We start from the raw sequence: 19,777 nt of genomic DNA on the forward strand, positions 1-19,777 counted from the left end.
GAAGATCGAAGCGGTGTGGTCGGGAACCTGGGTCGCGGACCGGCTGGGCGTCAGCCTGGAGGAGGGGGCGGGCACCGGGGCCGGCGGGCCGAGGCTCGAAGAGCTGCTCGGGCTCGCGCTGCGGCGCAACCCCAAGCGGGCGCACCTGCTGGTCTCGCAGGTGCTGGGCAAGCACGTCCCGCAGTCCCCGGCCGCCGTGTACGCCGCCGGGTACGGGCTCGGCGAGCGCGTCCGGGAGCTGCTGGGCGAGCGGGGGGCCGCCTCGGCGGTGGTCCTCGGCTACGCCGAGACCGCGACCGGGCTCGGCCACTGCGTCGCCGACGGCCTCGGCCTCGCCCCCTACCTGCACTCCACCCGCCGCCCCGTGCCCGGCGTGGAGCCCGCGGGCGGCTTCGAGGAGGCCCACTCGCACGCCACCTCGCACCTGCTGCTCCCCGAGGACCCGGAGCTGCTGGCTGGCCCGGGCCCGCTGGTCCTCGTCGACGACGAGTTCTCCACCGGCAACACGGTCCTGAACACCATCCGCGACCTGCACGCCCGCCACCCGCGCGGCCACTACGTCGTCGTCGCCCTCGTCGACATGCGCTCCCCGGCCGACCGCGACCGGCTCACCGCCTTCGCCGCCGACCTCGGCGCCCGGGTGGACCTGATCTCCCTCGCCTCCGGCACGGTCTCCCTCCCGGAGGGCGTCCTGGAGAAGGGACAGGCACTGGTGGAGGAGTACGAGGAGATCCGGCCCCTCCCGGGGGTCCCGCTGGACGGAGTCCGGGGGAGTTCGCGGAGCGGGGTCCGGGGCGGCGCCCCGGCAGCCGACCCGCGGGTCACCACGGTGGCCCTGGACTGGCCGGCCGGGATACCCGACGGCGGACGGCACGGCTTCACCCCCGCGCACCGCGAAGCGCTGGACGCGGCCCTGCCCGCCATGGCGGACCGGCTCACGGCCGCGCTCGGCGCGGCCCCCGCACGGGTCCTCGTACTCGGCAACGAGGAGCTGATGTACGCCCCGCTGCGCCTCGCGCAGGCCCTGGAGGCGTCCGGTGCGGCCGCCGAGGTCCGCTTCTCCACCACCACCCGCTCCCCGGTGCTCGCCGTCGACGATCCCGGCTACGCGATCCGCACCCGCCTCGTCTTCCCGGCCCACGACGCCCCCGCCGACGGCCCGGGCGACCGGTACGCGTACAACGTGGCGGGCGCCGCCTTCGACGCCGTCGTCGCCGTCGTGGACTCGGCCGGCGACACCCCCGAGCTCCGCGCCGGGCTCCTCGCGGCCCTCGCCCCGCACACCGGCCACGTCCTGCTGGCCGTCATACCGTCGTACGTCCCCGAACCGCAGGAGCCCTCCATGACCGAGCCCCGGCGCGAACCGCTGCGCGGCCCAGCCTTCTCCTCGTACGCCGCCGAGGACGTCGGCTGGCTCCTCCAGGACTTCTCCGACGTCGAGCTGGAAGCCCCGACGGAGGAGCGCGAGGAGGCCATACAGGCGGGCGGGGCCCACTACGCGGAGTCCCTGCCCGTCGAGTACCAGCCGTCCCCGGAGTACCAGCGGCTCTACCAGAGCGCGCTGACCGCCTCCGCCGCCCGCATGGCCCGCGCGGTCGGCGTGGTCACCGAGACCGTCCTCGCCGAGCGCCCCCATAGCCTTCGGCATGGGAGGGACCCCCGCCCCTCGCCCGTCCTCGTCTCCCTGGCCCGCGCCGGCACCCCGGTGGGGGTCCTGATGCGGCGCTGGGCCCGGGCCCGGCACGGCCTCGACCTGCCGCACTACGCCGTCTCCATCGTGCGCGGCCGCGGCATCGACGCCAACGCGCTGCGCTGGCTGGCCGCCCACCACGATCCGGCCGACGTGGTCTTCGTCGACGGGTGGACCGGCAAGGGCGCCATCAGCCGCGAGCTGCGCGAGGCCCTGGGCGAGTTCGAGGGCTTCAACCCGGAGATCGTGGTCCTCGCAGACCCCGGATCCTGCGTGGAGACCTACGGAACCCGCGAGGACTTCCTGATCCCGTCGGCCTGTCTCAATTCCACTGTTTCCGGACTGGTCTCGCGTACGGTTCTGAGGTCAGACCTGGTCGGTCCCGCCGACTTCCACGGCGCGAAGTTCTACCGCGAGCTCGCCGGAGCCGACGTCTCCGTCGACTTCGTCGACACCGTCGCCGCGCACTTCGAGGAGGTGGCCGAGGCCGTGGACGCCGAGGTCAAGGAGCTCCTCGCCGCCGACCGCACGCCGACCTGGGTGGGCTGGGCCGCGGTCGAGCGCATCAGCGAGGAGTACGGGATCCACGACGTGAACCTCGTCAAGCCGGGCGTCGGCGAGACCACGCGGGTCCTGCTGCGCCGGGTGCCGTGGAAGATCCTCGCGCAGCGCGGCGCCGGGGCCGACCTGGACCACGTACGACTCCTCGCGCAGCAGCGCGGGGTGCCGGTGGAGGAGGTCGACGGACTTCCCTACACGTGCGTGGGCCTCATCCACCCCCGTTTCACGCGCGGCGCCACGGGCGCCGACGGAAAGGCTGTGTCAGCCAAGTGACCGTCCTCGTAGCCAGTGACCTCGACCGCACGCTCATCTACTCCGCGGCCGCGCTCGCCCTGACCATGCCCGACCCGGAGGCCCCGCGGCTGCTGTGCGTCGAGGTGCACGAGAGCAAGCCGCTGTCGTACATGACGGAGACGGCGGCGCAGCTGCTGGTGGAGCTGTCGGCGGACCCGGACGTCGTGTTCGTCCCGACCACCACCCGCACGCGCAAGCAGTACCAGCGCATCCGCTTCCCCGGGCGGCCGGCGGCGTACGCGATCTGCGCCAACGGCGGCCAGCTCCTGGTGGACGGGGTCCCGGACCGGGACTGGCGCCGCCAGGTCGCGGCCCGGCTGGCCGCGGAGTCCGCCCCGCTGGAGGAGATGCGCGCACACCTGCTGTCCGCGACCGACCCGGCGTGGCTGCGCAAGGCGCGGGTCGCCGAGGACCTGTTCGCCTACCTGGTCGTGGAGCGGGACCTGGTCCCGCCGGAGTGGATCAAGTCGCTGACGGAATGGGCCGAGGCGCGCGGCTGGACGATCTCGCTGCAGGGCCGGAAGATCTACGCCGTCCCGCGCCCGCTGACCAAGAGCGCGGCCATGCGCGAGGTGGCCCGGCGTACGGGGGCCACGGCCACGCTCGCCGCCGGGGACTCGCTGCTGGACGCGGACCTGCTGCTCGCGGCGGACCAGGGCTGGCGCCCGGGCCACGGAGAGCTGGCCGACGCCGACTGGACGGCGCCGCACGTCACGGCGCTGGCCGAGAAGGGCGTGCTGGCCGGTGAGGAAATCGTGCGCGCATTCGCCCGCGAGGCGGCCGCGGTCGGCACACTGGGGGCATGACCAAGGGCAACAGCACCAAGATCACAGATGAGCTCTACCAGTACATGCTGGCGCACATCCCCCCGCTGGACGAGGTCCAGCGGGGGCTGGTGGCCACGACCTACGAGGTGTTCCCGCGCTCGGCCGGCATGCAGTCGGCCGAGGAGCAGGGGCCGCTCCTGGCCTTCCTGGTCCGGCTGACCGGGGCCCGGCACATCGTGGAGATCGGCACCTTCACCGGCTTCTCCTCGCTGTCGATGGCCCAGGCGCTGCCCGCGGACGGCCGGCTCATCGCGTGCGACGTCTCCGAGGAGTGGACGGCGTACGCCCGCGAGGCCTGGGCGAAGGCGGGCGTCGCGGACCGCATCGAGCTGCGGATCGCGCCCGCGCTCCAGACGCTGCGCGCGATGCCGGCGGAGCCGCACATCGACATGGCGTACGTCGACGCGGACAAGGAGAGCCAGATCGCCTACTGGGAGGAGCTCGTGCCGCGGCTGCGCCCGGGCGGGCTGATCGTCACCGACAACACGCTCTACCACGGCTCGGTGCTGGACGAATCGGCGACGGGCGCGGCGGCGGGCGTCCGGGCCTACAACGACCACGTGGCGGCGGACGCCCGCATGGAGTCGGTCATGCTCACCATCTCCGACGGCCTGACCCTCTCGCGCAAGCGCTAGGTGTATTGATCACGAGCGGGCTTCCTAACCGCAGCCGCCGCCTCCGCAGCAGCCGCCTCCGCCGCCTCCGCCCATCGGGGCCGCGGGGGCGCTGCTCGTCCCGCCCACGGCGACGGCGGAGAGCAGTTTGACGGTGTCGGGGTGCCCGGCGGGACAGTCGGCGGGGGCGGAGGACTCGGCCATGGGCCGGCTGACCTCGAAGGTGTCTTCGCAGGTCCGGCAGCGGTATTCGTAACGGGGCATGCGGTACAGGCTACGCAGTGCACCCGGTCTCCGGAATCCCCGAGCCCCGCGCCGACGGGGGTACTGGGCCGGCGGGGGTATCGGGCCGGCGGGAGGATTGGGCCGGCGGGGTCCAGGCCGCACCCCCGTGTCGGCCCGGACCCCGCCGGGGTCTCAGCGGAGCACCGTGCCGGCGGGGGACGACAGGAGGGCCGGCTCCGAGCGGGTCGGCGCGCCCTCCCAGTCGCCCCGCGAGGACACCGCGAAGGCGCCCGTCCTGACGGCGCGGTCCAGGCGGGCCTCCGTACCGGCCCCGTCGAGGAACGCCGAGAGGTAACCCGCGACGAACGCGTCGCCCGCGCCGCCGGTGTCGCCCGCGTCGGCCGTGTCCACGGCCCGGACCGGGCGGGCGGGGGCGTGGACCGACGCGCCGTCTTCGCCGTAGGCGGTCGCCCCGGCCGCGCCGAGTTTGACCACCACCTCCCCGACCCCGAGCGCCAGCAGTTGCTTCGCCCGGGCGGTCGGGTCGGCCGGGGCGTCCGCCGGCAGGCACAGCGGCAGCTCGTCGTTCGAGGCGATCAGGACGTCCACCGAAGGGGCCCACGCGCGGAGCACCGACGCCGCTTCCTCCGCGTCCCAGAGGCGGGACCGGAAGTTGACGTCCAGGCAGACCAGCGCCGAGTGCTCGGCCGCGAGGCGCAGCGTGCCATCGTCGCCGCCGAGCGGGCCGAGCGGGACAGCGCCGGGGTGATGCCGGTCAGGTGCAGGACCCTGGGCGGGGCCGCCGTGAAGGCGCGCTCCAGCGAGCAGGCCTTGAGGCGGGAGCCCGCCGAGCCGGCGCGGTGGTAGTGCACCCGCGTCGGTTCCGGCGTCCTCGGCTCCGCGAGCATCAGCCCGGTCGGGGCCCCGCCGTCGTCGAGGGAGGCTCCGGAGACGTCGACGCCCTCGTCGCGCAGCGTCCGCAGCACCAGCTCGCCGGCCTCGTCCGCGCCGACCGCGCCCGCCCAGCGGACCGCGTGGCCGAGCCGGGCCAGCCCGATCGCGACGTTCGACTCGGCGCCGGCCACGCAGACCTCCATGGTCCCGCCCAGCCGCAGCGGCCCGCTGCCGCGCAGCGCGACCGTGGTCTCCCCGAAGGTCAGCACATCGGGGGTGGCGCCGGGCCCGCTCACGCGCACACCGCCTTGAACTCGGCGGCCCGGCGCCGCAGCGCGTCCAGGTCCCCGCCGTCGGCCGCGTCCCCGACCAGTGGGGCGCCGACTCCGACCGCGACCGCCCCGGAGGACAGGTACTCGGCGGCGGCTGCCGCGTCCACCCCGCCGACCGGCACGAACGGCAGGTCGGGGAAGGGCGCGCGCAGCGCCCGCAGGTACGCCGGTCCGCCGATCGTGCCGGGGAACAGCTTCAGCGCCGCGGCCCCCGCCGCGTCGGCCGCGATGACCTCGGACGGGGTGATGACCCCGGCCAGCACCGGCAGTCCCTGCCGGACCGATTCGACCACGCCGGCGCCGAGCCCCGGGGTGACCATCAGGTTGGCCCCGGCTTCGGCCGCCCGCTGGGCGTCCTCGGCGGTCAGGACCGTGCCGGCCCCGAGCCATGCCGCGTCGCCGAGCTCCTTGCGGGCCCGGCCGATGACGTCCAGTGCACCGGTCCCGCTGAGCGAGACCTCGACGAGCGGCACCCCCTCTTCGACGAGGGTCATGACGGTGCGGAAGGACGCCTCGGCGTCCTTGCCGCGGACGATGGCGACGAGCCGCTCTTGCCGCAGCGCTGCGCCGAACTCCATGGGAATGCCTGCTCTCTGATGTGCGGGGGGGACGGCCAGGTGAAGACCTTCCTCACCGACAACGGCATCCTCGACATCGAGCAGCGCGGCACCGACCCGGCGAAGGCCTGGGACAACGTCAAGAAGCTGGTCGACGACAAGATCGACCAGTAGCGGGGCCGCGCGCGTCCCGCCGCCGCCCACGAGCGGCGGCGGGCCGTGCCCGTCCGCACCACCGCACGCATCGACCTGGAAGGACGCCCCCGTGGCCACCTCCGTACGGGCGACGGGTGGCGGCTCCCCGCCGCCCGCAGCACAGAACCCGGACCCCGACGCCAGCCCCGTCCCGGTCTCCGGCTCCGGCTCCGGCTCCGGCAAGCGGCGGTCCGCCGGCCGCAGCGGCCGGCGCAGCACGCTCTACCGCCTGGACCTGAAGGCGGCCCCCTACGCCTTCATCGCCCCCTTCTTCCTCACCTTCGCGGCCTTCGGGCTCTTCCCCCTGGTCTACACGGGCTGGCTGTCGCTTCACCGCGTCGAACTCGGCGGCAGCGCGCAGTGGAAGGGCCTGGAGAACTACACCTCCCTGGCGACCAGCGAGTTCTTCTGGAACGCCCTCGCCAACACCCTCACCATCGGCGTGATCTCCACCGTTCCCCAGCTGCTGATTGCCCTCGGCCTCGCGCACCTGCTCAACTACACCTTGCGCGGCCGGGCGTTCTTCCGGGTCGCGGTCCTCGCCCCGTACGCCACCTCGATCGCGGCGGCGACGCTCGTCTTCGCCCAGCTGTTCAACACCGACTACGGCCTGATCAACACGGTGCTGGGCTGGGCGGGCTTCGACCCGGTCTCCTGGGAGTCCTCCAAGTGGCCCGCACAGATCGCGATCTCGGTGATCGTCACCTGGCGCTGGACGGGCTACAACGCGCTCATCTACCTGGCGGCCATGCAGGCCGTGCCCCAGGACCTCTACGAGGCCGCCGCGCTGGACGGGGCCTCGCGCTGGCGCCAGTTCCTCAGCGTCACCATCCCGTCCATCCGGCCGACGATCCTCTTCACGATCGTCGTCTCCACCATCGGTGCCACCCAGCTCTTCGGCGAGCCCATGCTCTTCGGCGGCAGTGTCGGCATCAGCGGCGGCAGCGGGAACCAGTTCCAGACGCTGAGCCTGCTGATGTACGAGAAGGGCTGGGTGACGGGCGCGCTGGGCCAAGCGTCCGCCATCGCCTGGGTCATGCTCCTGCTCCTCCTGCTGATCGGCGGCCTCCAGATGCTGATCACCCGTTCGCACCGCAAGCGCAAGAAGCCGGGGAGCTGAGCTCATGGCCCGCACACTCGACACGACGACGGCCGGGCGGTTCCGCCAGTCGCCGGGCCGTCAGCACCACGCGGGACCGCTGACCTACGTCCTGCTGGGCCTGGCCGCCTTGATTTCCCTTTTCCCGCTGTATTGGAACCTCGTCGCCGCTTCCCACTCGGGCGAGCGCGTGGTCGAGGCCCCCGCCCCGCTCCTGCCCGGCCCCCGGCTCCTCGACAACCTCTCCTTCGCCTGGAACCAGGTCGACATGGGCGAGGCACTGGTCAACACGACGGTCGTGGCCGGGCTCGTGGCCCTGTCCACCGTCCTGTTCTCCACCCTGGCCGGGTTCGCCTTCGCCAAGCTGCCCTTCAAGGGCCGCGGCGCCCTGCTCGCCCTCGTGGTCGCCACCATGACGATTCCGCCGCAGCTCAGCGTGATCCCGCTATACCAGATCATCACCGACCTCGGCTGGGTCGACCAGCTCCAGTCGGTGGTCCTGCCCTCGCTCGTCGCGGCCTTCGGCGTGTTCTTCATGCGCCAATACCTCATCGAAGCCCTCCCGGTGGAGCTCGTGGAGGCAGCCCGGATGGACGGCGCGCACAGCCTGCGCATCATCTGGCACGTGGTGTTCCCCGTCGCCCGGCCCGCGATGGCGGTCCTCGGGATGCTCGTCTTCGTCCAGGCCTGGAACGACTTCTTCTGGCCCTTCATCGCCCTGACCCCGGACGGGAATCCGACCCTCCAGGTCGCCCTGGCCGGCCTCGGCGCGGGAAACCACACCGTCGACCAGGCCGTCGTGCTCACCGGCGCGCTCATCTCCACGCTGCCGCTGCTCCTGGTCTTCGCCGTCCTCGGCAAGCACATCGTGGGCGGCATCACCGCCGGCGCCGTCAAGAACTGACCGCCCGGTCCAGTCCTGACCGGCCGCTCACGAACCGGCCGGCTCCTTTCCCCTGTCCGCACCGCACCATCCAAGCTTGCGTTGGGAGCGCTCTCCTATGACCGCGTCCGAGACCCGGCCACTCACCACCGTCCGCACCTTCCCGTCCGACTTCCTGTGGGGCACGGCCACCGCCGCCTACCAGATCGAGGGCGCCGCCCGCCAGGACGGCCGGACCCCGTCCATCTGGGACACCTTCTCGCACACCCCCGGCAAGGTCTTCGAAGGCCATACCGGCGACGTGGCCGTCGACCACTACCACCGCTTCTCCGAAGACGTCCGCCTGATGTCCGAACTCGGCCTGGGCGCCTATCGCTTCTCCGTCTCCTGGTCCCGCGTTCAGCCGACCGGACGCGGCCCGGCGGTCCAGAAGGGCCTGGACTTCTACCGCCGGCTCGTCGACGAACTGCTCGCCGCCGGCATCGAACCCGCCCTGACCCTCTACCACTGGGACCTCCCCCAGCACCTGGAGGACTCCGGAGGCTGGCCGGAGCGCGCCACCGCCGAGCGCTTCGCTGAATACGCGGGCTTCGTGGCCGACGCCCTCGGAGACCGGGTGAAACGCTGGATCACCCTCAACGAACCCTGGTGCAGCGCGTTCCTCGGCTACGCCTCCGGCGTCCACGCCCCCGGCCGGACCGACCCGGTCGCCGCCCTGCGCGCCGCCCACCACCTCAACCTCGGCCACGGTCTCGCCGTCCAGGCCCTGCGCGCCGCACTGCCCGGGGACGCCCAGCTCGCGGTCTCCCTCAACCTCCACGAGGTCCGCCCCCTGACGCCCTCGGCCGAAGACCAGGACGCGGCCCGGCGCATCGACGCCGCCGGCAACCGAATCTGGCTCGGCCCCATGCTCGAAGGCGCCTATCCCCAAGACCTCCTCGCGGACACCGCCCACCTCACCGACTGGTCCTTCGTCCAGGACGGCGACACCGCCACGATCCACCAGCCCCTGGACCTGCTCGCCGTCAACTACTACACGCCGACGGTCGTCTCGCACGTGGCGAAGGGTGCGGAGCGGCCGCAGGACGACGGGCACGGCAACAGCGAGCACTCGCCCTGGCCCGGCGCGGACGAGGTCGCCTTCCACCGTGCTCCGGGTGAACGCACCGCGATGGGCTGGCCGGTGGACGCGAGCGCGCTGTACGACCTGTTGACCCGGACCGCCGCTCGCTATCCCGGTCTGCCGCTGGTCATCAGCGAGAACGGAGCGGCGTACGAAGACGAGGTCGGACCGGACGGGACGGTCCACGACCCGGAACGGGCAGCGTACGTCCACGCACACCTCGAGGCCGTGCACCGGGCGATCACCGACGGGGTGGGCGTGCGCGGCTACTTCCTCTGGTCGCTGCTCGACAACTTCGAGTGGTCGTACGGCTACGCCAAACGGTTCGGCGCAGTCCACGTCGACTACGACACCCTGAAGCGCACGCCCAAGTCGAGCGCCCACTGGTACGCAGCGGTGGCACGGACGGGCGAGCTACACGCTCCTGACAACGCCTAGCCCCTACCCGCGGAACCTTCAGCGCCCTCCTCCGGCAAACGGGGGCGGGACCATCGCTTCCGTGTACGCCGGTGGCGGCCCGTGCTTCGGGTCGACACCGGCGTACACCGCGTTGCCCGGACCGCAGTTGGATCGTCGTGGGTCGAACCATCGAGTTGCGCGATGTCAGCAAGAGAGTGGATCGATCTGGGGCGCCACCGGCTCACCCTCTCCCAACCCCTCAGCACCGACCACCAGTTGCTCCGGATCCAGCAGGGGCGTCCGATCATCGTCGGGCTGCGGTCGGAGGCCGTCAGGATCGCCCCGCCGAGCCAGGCGCGGCCCGGCGAGGCGGCGATGACGGGCATCGTCGAGCACGTCGAGTACCAGGGGCACGAGGCACTGGTCCACGTGGACACCGGCTCCAGCCCCGCCGTGGTGACGGAGCTGGAAGCACCCCGGCAGCCGACCGCTCCCCGGCGCGGCCACAAGCAGCAGCAGAGCTGCCTCAGACGGCTCAGGAACCGTGCCATGGAACGGCTGTCCGGTCCGGTAGCGGTCCTGGAGGACCTAGCAGAAGCCGCCCCGGATGCAGAGGCGACCGTCGGTCCGGCACGGCGGGGCGCGGTGCGCAGCGATCTCGTCGTGCGCACAGGACCGCATGTCCGGGTGCGGGTCGGGGCACGGATTCCGCTGCTGGTCGACCTGGCTCAGCTCTACGTCTTCGATCACGCCGGACGGCGAATCTGTCCGGCACCTGACGAGCTTCCCTCCCTGGAGAGGTAGTCCGGTCCCTGCGCCGCGACCGCGACGGTCGCCGCGTGCACCAGCTCGACCACGCCCGGCCCCACGAAGGTCACCCCGAGCACGATCTCGGGGTCCAGGTCCACCACCACGCGTGCCTGGCAGGCCCAGTCCTGGATCGGCACGGATGCCAACGCGCCGCTCGCGCCCCAGGAGGTCGTCACGGTCCTTGGCCGGGACACGCTCGCTGAGGTAGCGGAGAGGACCGGGACCTACAGTGGAACGCTCGTCGGTTATGTGGCCGAGCAGCTGCCGGTGGTGATCAACCAGATCACCCCTGACGGGCAGGCCGGCAGCGACCCTGAGCTGCTCGACCTGGCGTTCACCGACTTCGAGAGCAAGGCCCCGTTCACGGTGCGCACCGCCCGGATCGGGCCGGCTGCGGTTCGACCAGTACCGGGGATCAGGCCGCGACGAGCTCCTGCTCGCGGTCCGGCGTCTTGACCTTGGGCTTCTTGTTCGGCAGCGAGAGCCGGAAGACCTTGTGCCACGCGGAGAACACCTGCTTGGGCAGCGGCCCGGTGACGTACTCGAGCTCGTACTTTTCGAACAGCGCGCGCACCTTCACCGCGACCTCGGCGTACCGGTTGCTCGGCAGGTCCGGGAACAGGTGGTGCTCGATCTGGTGCGACAGGTTGCCGGTCATGAAGTGCATGGCCCTGCTGCCGCTGATGTTCGCCGAGCCAAGCATCTGGCGCAGGTACCACTGGCCGCGCGTCTCGCCCTTGATCGACCGGCGCTCGAAGACCTGCACGCCCTCGGGGAAGTGCCCGCACATGATCACCGAGTGGGTCCAGAGGTTGCGGACCAGGTTCGCGGTGAACGTGGCGGCGAGCGTGGTGAGGAACGACGGGCCCGACAGCAGCGGGTGGATCACGTAGTCCTTGAGCACCTGCTTGCGGATCTTGCGGCCCACGGCCTTGGCCCGCGCGCGGAACTCCGGGTTCTTGCGGCGGCGCTTGTGCAGGTTCTTGGCGAGCTCCAGGTCGTACGCTGCGATGCCGTACTCGAAGAAGCAGGCGTTGATGAAGTTCCACAGCGGCTGGCCGAGGTGGAACGGGTGCCACCTCTGGTCCTCGTCGACGCGCATGATGCCGTAGCCGAGGTCGTTGTCCTTGCCGATCACGTTGGTGTAGGTGTGGTGCAGCTCGTTGTGCGAGTGCTTCCACTGCTCGGACGGCGAGACGTGATCCCACTCCCAGGTGGTGGAGTGGATCTTCGGGTCCCGCATCCAGTCCCACTGGCCGTGCAGGATGTTGTGGCCGATCTCCATGTTGTCCATGATCTTCGCCACGGACAGACCGGCGGTGCCGAGCAGCCACGCGGGCGGGAAGATCGAGAACAGCAGCACGCCCCTGCTGACCAGCTCGAGCTTGCGCTGCGCCGAGATGACCTTACGGATGTAGGCGGCGTCCTTCTCGCCGCGGCTGGCGATCACCTCGTCGCGGATCGCGTCCAGCTCGCGGCCAAGCTCCTCGATCTGCTCCGCGGTCAGGTGGGCGGTGGGGTCGATGGCGGTCAAGGTGCTCCTACCGTTCGATGTCGCAGGGGCCCGCCGCGGCGGACACGCAGGTCTGGATGAGGACGCCCGGCTCGGCCTCGGTGATCTCGCCGGTGCGCAGGTCGCGGACGGCGCCCGACTTGAGCGGCGTGACGCAGCCGAAGCAGATGCCCATGCGGCACCCGGAGGGCATGAGCACGCCGGCCTCCTCGCCGACGTCCAGCAACGGCGTTGCGCCGTCCGCGTCGACGGTCTTGCCGGTGGCGCTGAACGTGACCTCGCCGCCGTCGCCGGCGACGACGATGCTGGGGCGGAAGCGTTCGGTGTGCAGGCGCTCTTGTACGCCGTGCTCGGTCCAGTGCTGTTCGGCGGCGTCGAGCAGGCCCGCGGGCCCGCAAGCCCAGGTCTCGCGCTCGGCCCAGTCGGGCACGAGTTCGTCGAGACGGGCGATGTCGAGCATGCCGTCTGTGTCGGTGTGCACCTCGGTGAGCCGCAGCTTGTTGTCCGCGACCAGGTGGTGCAGTTCGTTGCGGAAGATCACGTCTTGCGGCTGTGGCGCGGAGTGGACCATGACGACGTCGTCGAGCTCGATGTCGCGCAGCATGCCCATCACGGGCGTGATGCCGCTGCCGGCCGTCAGGTAGAGCACCTTGGCGGGCTTGGCCTGCGGCAGCACGAAGTCACCGGTCGGCTGGTCGAGCTGGATCAGCGTGCCCGGTTTCGCCCTGCGGACCAGGTGGTTGCTGACCTTGCCGTCCGGGATCGCCTTCACGGTGATCGTGACGCGGCCGTCCTGGCGGTTTGTCGGCGAGGTGATGGAGTAGGCACGCCACAGGCGCACCCCGTCGACGTCGACCCCGATCCGCACGTACTGACCGGCTGTGTGGCCGCGCCAGCCCCGGCCCGGCCTGATCACGATGGTCGCGGCGTCCCCAGTCTCGGGGTGCACGGCCTCGATGCGCCCACGCAGGTCAGCGCCCGCACGCAGCGGGCTGACCAGGTCGAGGTAGTCCGACGGCAGCAGCGGCGTCGTGACCATGTCCAGCAGTTTCCACGCCCTGCTGCGGAGGGCTGTACTCGTCATGACTCCAGCTTGCTGCGCCTCAAGGGGTAAAGTCCTGACCGCAGGACGTAAATCTGGTCGACTGAACTGTTCGCAGGGAACAAAACGTGAGCCATGCAATCCGGAGGGCCAGCGAACTGACCCTGGATGAGACGACGGTCACCGCACTTCGGGCCGCGCTGAAGACCACGGCCGACGAGGTCGTCCAGGCGATCATCGACGAGGTCCATCCCTACGCCAACGCCCTTTCGGGCCGCATGGGCGCCACCATCCGCCGATCCGTCCGCACCGCCCTGGGGCACTACCTGGACCTCGCGAGCGGGAACGCCACAGGCGGCGACGCCGGTGACGCAGCCTACGAGCTGGGCCGCGGCGAGGTGCGCGACGGCCGTTCGATGGACGCCCTACTCAGCGCCTACCGCGTCGGCGCCCGCGTGGCCTGGCGATGCCTGGCAGCGGGTGCCGTACCCGCAGGTCTGCCCGCCGCCGAGGTCGCCAAGTTCGCCGAGCTGACCTTCGCCTACATCGACGAGCTCTCCGCCGCGAGCGCCGCGGGCCACGCCGACGAACTGGCCGCCCGGGGCAGGGCCCACGAGCGCCACCTGGAACACCTGGCCCGCGATCTCCTCGCCGACGCGAGCACGGACGTGCTGCTCGCCTCTGCTCAACGGGCCGGGTGGCAGCCTCCGGTTTCCCTGACCGCGGTCCTGCTGCCCGCCGCCCAGGCCCGGCCCGCCTACCGCGCCCTCGACCCGAGCACCCTCGTCCTCGATGATCTGCCGGACGTCACCGGTGTGCTGCTCGTCCCCGATGCCGACCGATCACATCTCCTGCGGCAGCTAACCGGCCGCACCGCCGTGGTCGGCCCGGCCCGGCCATGGACTCGTGCGTCGGCCTCGTACGCACGAGCCCTACGCGCGCGCTCCCTCTCCTCTGATGTTCGCGACACCGAGGACCACCTGCCCGAGCTGGTGCTGAGCGCTGACGCGGACGCGTTCGCAGACCTGCGTGCCCGAGCCCTCGCACCGTTGCGGACCTTGCCCGTCGCGACCGCACGGCGGCTGGAGGAGACGTTGCGGGCGTGGCTGCTGCACCAGGGCAGGCGGGACGAGGTGGCGGCGGCGTTGTTCGTCCATCCCCAGACAGTCCGGTACCGGATGTCGCAGCTGCGGGAGCTGTTCCCGGATCTCGCATCGCCACAGCGGGTCCTTGAACTGACGCTGGCGGTCGGTCTTCGGGTCAGCTGACGCGCACTTCGACCGTCCACACCCGCGTCCGCGAGCAGTCCAGGAAACGTGCCTCGTTCCCGGTGCCGTCAGCTGGCTCATGCAGCCATGGCGAAGCGGGCTCACCTACCCGTGAGGACGCGGAGTGAGGAAGCTCCTGACCTCACGTTCCGTCATTCCATCCCCATCATCCCTCGCGCGGTGTGATGTCGATGCTCGCCCAGAGCCGGCTTCCCCGTTCCCATGGGCGGTGCCGGCGCCCTGACCCATGCAGTCGTGAGCCGCCTGCGGCGCCGCGGAGGCGTCCTGCGCCACGGGGAACATGTCGCGTCCGTCGTCGTACGGGGCGGCACCGCGGTCGGGGTCAGGACAGCAGGCGGAGAAACCGTCGACGCGCGCCGGGCCGTACCCGCCGACACGTCGGCGCCGGCGCTGTACCGCGACCTCGTCGGCGAAGAGCATCTCCCCTCCCGCCTCGCACGGGACCTGCAACGCTTCCAGTGGGACTTCGCGACCTTCAAGGTCGACTGGGCCCTGACCGGGCCCGCCCCCGCCCCAGCCCCCGGCCGCGGCGGGGGCTGGGGCGGGAACCGTCCACGTGGCCGACGGCGTGAACGGTCTCACCCGCTTCGCTTCCCAACTCGCCATGGGACACGTGCCCGACGAGCCGTTTGCCCTCCTCGGCCAGATGGCCTCCCTGCCTCCACCGTAAGGAACCGATCGCATGCCAGAACTGTGCGCGCAAGAGCCACGACGACACCCCTCCACCCGGCTCTGCGAAGACCGCGAGTACCCATGTCACGGCGGGCGCGCCTAATGCCGGAAGCTCTCCGCCGGAACACACCTCGGACGGACGCTACGTCGTCCTCGACGGCAGGCGCTGGCGGGCCACCGACCCGGACGTTCCCGCCGATATCGCCGCGCGGTTGCGTACGCACCTGATGGCGGCCCGGCGTGCCGTCGGGGCCGCCCTGCGGGCGCACGACGAACAGGGAGAACGCGAGGCCGGGCGCCGCGTGCACACGGCGAAGGTCGCCCTCGGGGAACCCGGCACTCCGTGGTGGGACGAGACCAGTGTGCGCCGGCTTGCCTCGCCGACTCGGACGCCTTCGGAGTGCATCTCGCGCTCCACCTATGCTCCGAGCTCCTTCCAGCTGCCCTCGAACTTGGCCGGTCCTTCGCGGTCCAGGGTGTCGGTGACGTCGGCGAAGTCGACGCCGGCCCGTTCCAGTGCTTCGAAGTGGGCGGCCGCGGCCGCGAAGTCGTCCGCCACCGGCGGGGGCCCGGGAAGGGCGCCGTGGTCGGCGAACGCGGCCAGCGTGGCGCCCGGCATGGTGTTCACGGTGCCCGCGACGACGAGTTCACTGACATACATCGTGTCGGGGTAGGCGGGGTCCTTGACTCCGGAGGACGCCCACAACGGGCGCTGCATGCGCTGGAGGAGCCTGCTCCCCCAGCCCCAGGTACCCGGCCACCGGGCTCAGCGCACGCCGGTGACATGCCGCCGTTCGAAGCCGTCGCGCGATGCCGGGCGGGCGCTCGGCCGGGCGCCGCGCTATCTCGCGTGGCCGATGACGTTGCCGTTGCCGTTGCCGTTGGAGCAGTTGTCCGCGTGGTCGCCGACCCGGTCGCCGAGAACGGGCACCACGGCGACTTCCTGCGGGCATACGGCGGCGCGGCCGTGAAGTTCCATTTGTTCACGGCGCTGACCGCGCTGCCGAGGTCGGAGACGGGGTCGGCATGTGCGGGCGCGGTGAGACCGGCACCGGCGAGGGCCAGCGCAGTGGCAGTGATGATCTGCCAGCTGCACGAAAGCCGCGCCGAGGACACGAGGGGATCGTGCGTACTCCGTCTGGGCCGTCATCACTCTGATGACACCGCGTCCCACTTACCGGGCAAGAGACCTGACCAGCATGATCACGACATCCGGCCGGCCGGGTTGCCGCCGGGATCGTCGGCCAGCGCCACTGCAACCTTCACGCGCTTACCCACGGACTCGCGCCGTACCTCGAAGCTGCGGCACACCGCCATCGCGATCTCCAGGCCGTGCTGCCCAACCCGTCCCGGATCAGCCGGGCTCGCCACGGGGAGCCGATCGCCGGTATCCCACACGCTGATCTCCACCGCGCCGTTGACGACTTCCAGTTCCAGCAGACACGGCCCGGGGGCGTATTTGTAGGAATTGGTTACCAGCTCGCTGACGACCAGTTCCACCATGCTCATCGCACGCTCGGACACCGGAAGTCCATGAACAGCCTGCACGGCGGTCATGAAATCTCGGGCAGAACGCCGGGCCCCTGCGATCGGTTCACAGCCGTCCAGGGCCAGGGCAGACACAATCGGAAGGCTGACCAGCGACGCACACTCGTCCAGGGGCACCAAGGAGCCCATCACCGCCACCCTCCTTCACACACGCCACACCTCTGCTTGCACGCTGATACCCCCGAACGCTGCTGGTACACAGGGGTAAAAGATGACGATCTGACCTCGCCTTCTCTGCGAGCGAAGCTACCGGGCACAGCCATCTGAGATACACCCTCGCATGCACTCCAGCAGGGCCTAACGGACCGGGTTCAAGCCCGCCGAGGGCTGGCACGAGCTGTACTCGGCGGCCGGGCACCCGCGGGCCGGAGGGACACGACGTGCCGAGCACCGCCGGTGCAGGAGCCCGACGCGGCGGCGCCCCCCGCTTACGCCGCCGAGGATCGCACCACTCATCCGGCTCTGGCGCCCCCCGTCGGACACCGGCAAGAGCAGAGACCAGGCCACGCAGTGCGCCTTCGGGCCGTGACCTGTGTCCGGCGGCGACAGCCTGCGAATCCGCCGATGTCACCGCCCCGCCCGGCCGCCGCCCGGATACAGCTGGAGACCCCTTTTCACCGACGGTCAGGGCCGGTGAGGTGGTTTTCGGCGGTCCGGCTCTCGGGAGCGGCGCAGCACGCAACCGGTCGGAGGCAGCACCCCTGTGGTCGCGCGAAAACGGAAAGGGGGCAGGCCCTGGTCCGGGCCTGCCCCCTTGAACACCGCGGTGTGTGGTCAGTCCTTGAAGACGTCCTTGATCTTTTCCTTGGCCTGGCGGGCGTCGCCCTTGGCCTGCTCGGCGCGGCCTTCCGCGGTCAGGCGCTCGTTGCCCACGAGGCGGCCGGCGGTCTCCTTGGCCTTGCCCTTGGCCTGCTCGACCTTGGCCTGAGTCTTCTCGTCACCGGACATGGTCATCACTCCAAGCGGTAGAAAGCGTTACGTCATGGCGTATGCCCCGCCTCCGCCACTCAAACATCACCCACCGTGTTTAGCCGCCCGGGATTCGGTAACACCAAGTAGCTACAGGCAGTCAGAACCCGACGGAAGGCAGGAACATGACCCTCATCACCGTGACCCTCATCGCCGCGGCCCTCGCGGTCATCGCCCTCCTCGCCCTGGCCCCCAGCGTCCCCGCACGACGCAACCCCTTACCCGGCCGGCGGCGCCGGGGCCCGGCAGCCCATCGCCGTACCCGCACCCCGCGGCTGAACCACGTACCCCACCAGTAGCAGCTCCGGTACGGCCGCTCCGGCGAGCGCCCTCGACCCCGGTGCCGGTCAACAGCCGCCCCCAACGAGGGACCAGGGCGCAGCGCTGTCAGCGCCGGCCTGGTCCCCGCGGTCCGGGGAAACCCACTGAGCGCCCACGGGACGCGCAGCGACAACCAGCGACCTGGGAGACCCGATGAGCACGATGAGCATCACCGTCGCACCCACCTGCGCCACGGCATCGGTCGCCGGCGCACGCGAGACCACCCGCCACTTCCTGCACGACCTCCTGCCGGTGATCGCGGCCGAAGCAGCCGACACCGTGGTCCTGGTCGTCTCAGAGCTCGTCACGAACGCACTGCGGCACGGCGGCGGCACCTGCACCTTGGACCTGACCGCGCACCCTGGCGCCGTCGAGGTCGCCGTCCACGACGACGGTCCGCGGGCCCCGCGCATGCGCAGCCCTGACCTGAACGGTGGCGCCGGAGGATTCGGCTGGCCCATGGTCAACCACCTCGCCCGGGCTACGGCCGTCACCCGCCACCCGACCGGCGGCAAGACCGTCAGCGCCCTCCTCGACCGGTAGCACCACGGCGCCGCCGTACGCGAACTTCTCCCGCCAGGGCTCGGTCACATCGGACGGCTCTGGAGGGCACCAGGCGGCGTATATGCCTACGGGACACGCCAGACATTGGCGAAGGCCGCGTTCTCGATGGAACGCCGCTGTCTTACGGCTTCCAGCTCCGTCACCGCGTCGTTGACGATCGCCAGCACGGTGGTCACCGCTTCGTCCTCGACGACCGGCTCGTTCGCGCGCTCGCCTCCGTCCTCGGAGCGGGCGGCCTCAATGCCCACGACCGCGGCGAGGGCGATGAGGGTGGGCTCACCCGCCTCCCACCGGCTGCGGGCCCGGCGCCGAGCGGGTGTCTCGGCGACTTCCAGGCGGTCGTTTCCGAAGGGCAGCAGGGCGCGCCGTCCCCGAGTCAGCTGGCCGGCCTCTTCGAGGGTGGCCTGGTAGGTCGTGGACAGATCCCGGCCGCGGCGCCACAACCAGTCTTCGACCCCTTCGTAGGGCGTCTGCCGGATGAGCGCCGACGAGGCCTCGGCCACGAGCTCGTCATGCGGCTCATACGGCCCGCCTGGCACGATGGAGTCGCCGTCCAGAGAAGCGGCCTGTACGGCGAGGAGATCGATCAGTTCGGCGCCCGCGAGCGCGAGCGACAAGTCGCCCTGCCCGACACCAGCCCCGGGCCGTTCGTCCATGGCGATGATGAACAAGTCCTTCGCCGTGCTCATGAGCGCTCCCTCGAAAGCTTCGGAAATCGGATCCCCCGATACCGCTCCTACCCTCGCACCAACGCCCGCGAGGACTCCCTCGTTCCCCTGCCACCACGGGAGAACCATGGGTCGGGCGACATTCGCCCGGCCCATGGCCAACCGCCTTCCCCGTGCAACCGACGTCACGCCGACCGACCGGAGACAAGAACCATCAGCGTCATCGGGCCTTGCCCCAAGGCCCCACCTGTTCCTCGGCGAGGGGTTCGTTGGGGCCGGAGCCGAGCCAGGAGCGGCTCTGCGGCAGGGCGGCCGCCAGGGCGCGGGCCTCCGCCACGATCTGCTCGGCCGCCGATTCCTCTGCCGGGGTGAGGTCCTCGATCCGCGCCGCCGCCCGGAACACCTCGATGGTCTCGGCCGGGATGGCGTCCACCAGGGCAGAGATCTCCTCGGCGAGGGAGGCCGCCTCTTCCGCTTCGCTCACCCGGGCCAGCTCGGCCAGCGCCGAAAGCATGCCGGCGGGAGCCGCCGCGGCCACCTCTTCCGCGGTCAGCGGCTCATTGGGGCCCCTGCCGGTCCAGGACTCGAACTTGCCTGCCGTCCCCGGCGCCCCCGCCAGGGCCGTCAGCAGCTGTCCCAGTACAGGGGGTCACTGTGTTCGCGCTCATCGAACTCCCTCAAAGTGAAT

At 71.4% G+C, this 19,777-nt stretch carries 22 protein-coding genes and 2 pseudogenes; 11 read left to right on the plus strand and 13 right to left on the minus strand.

Annotation, left to right across the window (positions count from 1 at the left end; all coding sequences use genetic code 11):
- Positions 1-4 precede the first annotated feature (4 nt).
- The 3 genes from DRB89_RS00600 to DRB89_RS00610 are packed head-to-tail and all read left to right on the plus strand — an operon-like array spanning position 5 to position 4,007.
- Positions 5-2,524, plus strand: a complete 2,520-nt coding sequence (locus tag DRB89_RS00600) for a phosphoribosyltransferase (protein WP_112453113.1) — start codon at positions 5-7, stop codon at positions 2,522-2,524.
- Positions 2,521-3,351, plus strand: coding sequence for an HAD family hydrolase (locus DRB89_RS00605; protein WP_112446258.1), 831 nt, complete (start codon positions 2,521-2,523; stop codon positions 3,349-3,351). The genes DRB89_RS00600 and DRB89_RS00605 overlap by 4 nt, the downstream gene beginning before the upstream one ends.
- Positions 3,348-4,007 (plus strand): O-methyltransferase, encoded by a 660-nt coding sequence (locus DRB89_RS00610; RefSeq protein WP_112446257.1) that lies wholly within the window; start codon positions 3,348-3,350, stop codon positions 4,005-4,007. The genes DRB89_RS00605 and DRB89_RS00610 overlap by 4 nt, the downstream gene beginning before the upstream one ends.
- Before the next feature lie 24 nt (positions 4,008-4,031).
- On the opposite strand, the gene DRB89_RS00615 is transcribed toward DRB89_RS00610, so the two are convergent.
- From DRB89_RS00615 to DRB89_RS00625, 4 genes are all read right to left on the minus strand, one after another.
- Positions 4,032-4,250 (minus strand): zinc ribbon domain-containing protein, encoded by a 219-nt coding sequence (locus DRB89_RS00615; RefSeq protein ID WP_112453112.1) that lies wholly within the window; start codon positions 4,248-4,250, stop codon positions 4,032-4,034.
- A gap of 153 nt (positions 4,251-4,403) precedes the next feature.
- Positions 4,404-4,904, minus strand: a complete 501-nt coding sequence (locus DRB89_RS45840; RefSeq protein ID WP_343234843.1) for a PfkB family carbohydrate kinase — start codon at positions 4,902-4,904, stop codon at positions 4,404-4,406.
- On the minus strand, positions 4,808-5,401 hold the full coding sequence (locus DRB89_RS45845) for a PfkB family carbohydrate kinase (RefSeq protein WP_275431877.1): 594 nt from the start codon (positions 5,399-5,401) through the stop codon (positions 4,808-4,810). The genes DRB89_RS45840 and DRB89_RS45845 overlap by 97 nt, the downstream gene beginning before the upstream one ends.
- The gene (locus DRB89_RS00625) at positions 5,398-6,015 is read right to left on the minus strand and encodes a bifunctional 4-hydroxy-2-oxoglutarate aldolase/2-dehydro-3-deoxy-phosphogluconate aldolase (protein ID WP_112446256.1); all 618 of its coding nucleotides are present in this window, start codon (positions 6,013-6,015) and stop codon (positions 5,398-5,400) included. The genes DRB89_RS45845 and DRB89_RS00625 overlap by 4 nt, the downstream gene beginning before the upstream one ends.
- A gap of 244 nt (positions 6,016-6,259) precedes the next feature.
- Between DRB89_RS00625 and DRB89_RS00630 the strand changes: the two genes are divergently transcribed.
- The 4 genes and pseudogenes from DRB89_RS00630 to DRB89_RS00645 form a co-directional block, all read left to right on the plus strand.
- Positions 6,260-7,309: a sugar ABC transporter permease gene (locus DRB89_RS00630; RefSeq protein ID WP_112450143.1), complete on the plus strand. Its 1,050-nt coding sequence runs from the start codon at positions 6,260-6,262 to the stop codon at positions 7,307-7,309.
- Positions 7,310-7,313: 4 nt separating this feature from the next.
- The gene (locus tag DRB89_RS00635) at positions 7,314-8,192 is read left to right on the plus strand and encodes a carbohydrate ABC transporter permease (protein ID WP_112450142.1); all 879 of its coding nucleotides are present in this window, start codon (positions 7,314-7,316) and stop codon (positions 8,190-8,192) included.
- Positions 8,193-8,289: 97 nt separating this feature from the next.
- Entirely contained in the window at positions 8,290-9,732 is a 1,443-nt protein-coding gene (locus DRB89_RS00640; RefSeq protein WP_112450141.1) for a GH1 family beta-glucosidase, read from the plus strand.
- A gap of 180 nt (positions 9,733-9,912) precedes the next feature.
- Positions 9,913-10,497 (plus strand): annotated as a pseudogene (locus DRB89_RS00645) (TOBE domain-containing protein); the annotation flags it as partial.
- Here the strand turns inward: DRB89_RS00645 and DRB89_RS42615 are convergent.
- The 3 genes from DRB89_RS42615 to DRB89_RS00655 all read right to left on the minus strand — a co-directional run bounded on the left by DRB89_RS42615 (position 10,440) and on the right by DRB89_RS00655 (position 13,100).
- On the minus strand, positions 10,440-10,679 hold the full coding sequence (locus DRB89_RS42615) for a hypothetical protein (RefSeq protein ID WP_112450139.1): 240 nt from the start codon (positions 10,677-10,679) through the stop codon (positions 10,440-10,442). The pseudogene DRB89_RS00645 and the gene DRB89_RS42615 sit on opposite strands and share 58 nt — an antisense overlap.
- A 239-nt stretch (positions 10,680-10,918) precedes the next feature.
- On the minus strand, positions 10,919-12,037 hold the full coding sequence (locus tag DRB89_RS00650) for an acyl-CoA desaturase (protein WP_112450138.1): 1,119 nt from the start codon (positions 12,035-12,037) through the stop codon (positions 10,919-10,921).
- 7 nt (positions 12,038-12,044) lie between these two features.
- Positions 12,045-13,100, minus strand: coding sequence for a ferredoxin reductase (locus DRB89_RS00655; protein WP_112450137.1), 1,056 nt, complete (start codon positions 13,098-13,100; stop codon positions 12,045-12,047).
- Between the two features lie 86 nt (positions 13,101-13,186).
- Between DRB89_RS00655 and DRB89_RS00660 the strand changes: the two genes are divergently transcribed.
- Both DRB89_RS00660 and DRB89_RS44065 read left to right on the plus strand, forming a co-directional pair.
- Positions 13,187-14,326 (plus strand): PucR family transcriptional regulator, encoded by a 1,140-nt coding sequence (locus tag DRB89_RS00660; RefSeq protein WP_112450136.1) that lies wholly within the window; start codon positions 13,187-13,189, stop codon positions 14,324-14,326.
- A 207-nt stretch (positions 14,327-14,533) separates the two neighbouring features.
- Positions 14,534-15,002, plus strand: a pseudogene (locus DRB89_RS44065) (NAD(P)/FAD-dependent oxidoreductase); the annotation flags it as partial.
- A gap of 435 nt (positions 15,003-15,437) precedes the next feature.
- Here the strand turns inward: DRB89_RS44065 and DRB89_RS00675 are convergent.
- From DRB89_RS00675 to DRB89_RS00690, 4 genes are all read right to left on the minus strand, one after another.
- A complete protein-coding gene (locus DRB89_RS00675) occupies positions 15,438-15,737 on the minus strand; it encodes a transaldolase family protein (protein ID WP_112450135.1) in 300 nt (99 codons plus the stop codon).
- A gap of 123 nt (positions 15,738-15,860) precedes the next feature.
- The gene (locus tag DRB89_RS46230; RefSeq protein ID WP_343234563.1) at positions 15,861-15,998 is read right to left on the minus strand and encodes a hypothetical protein; all 138 of its coding nucleotides are present in this window, start codon (positions 15,996-15,998) and stop codon (positions 15,861-15,863) included.
- Between the two features lie 224 nt (positions 15,999-16,222).
- The gene (locus DRB89_RS00685; RefSeq protein ID WP_112453650.1) at positions 16,223-16,696 is read right to left on the minus strand and encodes an ATP-binding protein; all 474 of its coding nucleotides are present in this window, start codon (positions 16,694-16,696) and stop codon (positions 16,223-16,225) included.
- A 645-nt stretch (positions 16,697-17,341) separates the two neighbouring features.
- A complete protein-coding gene (locus tag DRB89_RS00690) occupies positions 17,342-17,515 on the minus strand; it encodes a CsbD family protein (protein WP_112453649.1) in 174 nt (57 codons plus the stop codon).
- A 146-nt stretch (positions 17,516-17,661) separates the two neighbouring features.
- Here DRB89_RS00690 and DRB89_RS43580 point away from each other — a divergent pair, with 146 nt between their 5' ends.
- Both DRB89_RS43580 and DRB89_RS00695 read left to right on the plus strand, forming a co-directional pair.
- Positions 17,662-17,835 (plus strand): hypothetical protein, encoded by a 174-nt coding sequence (locus tag DRB89_RS43580; RefSeq protein ID WP_204357796.1) that lies wholly within the window; start codon positions 17,662-17,664, stop codon positions 17,833-17,835.
- Between the two features lie 175 nt (positions 17,836-18,010).
- On the plus strand, positions 18,011-18,400 hold the full coding sequence (locus tag DRB89_RS00695; protein WP_112450134.1) for an ATP-binding protein: 390 nt from the start codon (positions 18,011-18,013) through the stop codon (positions 18,398-18,400).
- A gap of 86 nt (positions 18,401-18,486) precedes the next feature.
- Here DRB89_RS00695 and DRB89_RS00700 read toward each other — a convergent pair whose 3' ends face one another.
- The gene (locus DRB89_RS00700; protein ID WP_112450133.1) at positions 18,487-19,110 is read right to left on the minus strand and encodes a GPP34 family phosphoprotein; all 624 of its coding nucleotides are present in this window, start codon (positions 19,108-19,110) and stop codon (positions 18,487-18,489) included.
- A gap of 199 nt (positions 19,111-19,309) precedes the next feature.
- Positions 19,310-19,729 (minus strand): YidB family protein, encoded by a 420-nt coding sequence (locus DRB89_RS00705; RefSeq protein ID WP_343234844.1) that lies wholly within the window; start codon positions 19,727-19,729, stop codon positions 19,310-19,312.
- Positions 19,730-19,777 lie beyond the last annotated feature (48 nt).

It is taken from the genome of Streptomyces sp. ICC4, from assembly GCF_003287915.1.
Lineage (GTDB): Bacteria > Actinomycetota > Actinomycetes > Streptomycetales > Streptomycetaceae > Streptomyces > Streptomyces tritrimontium.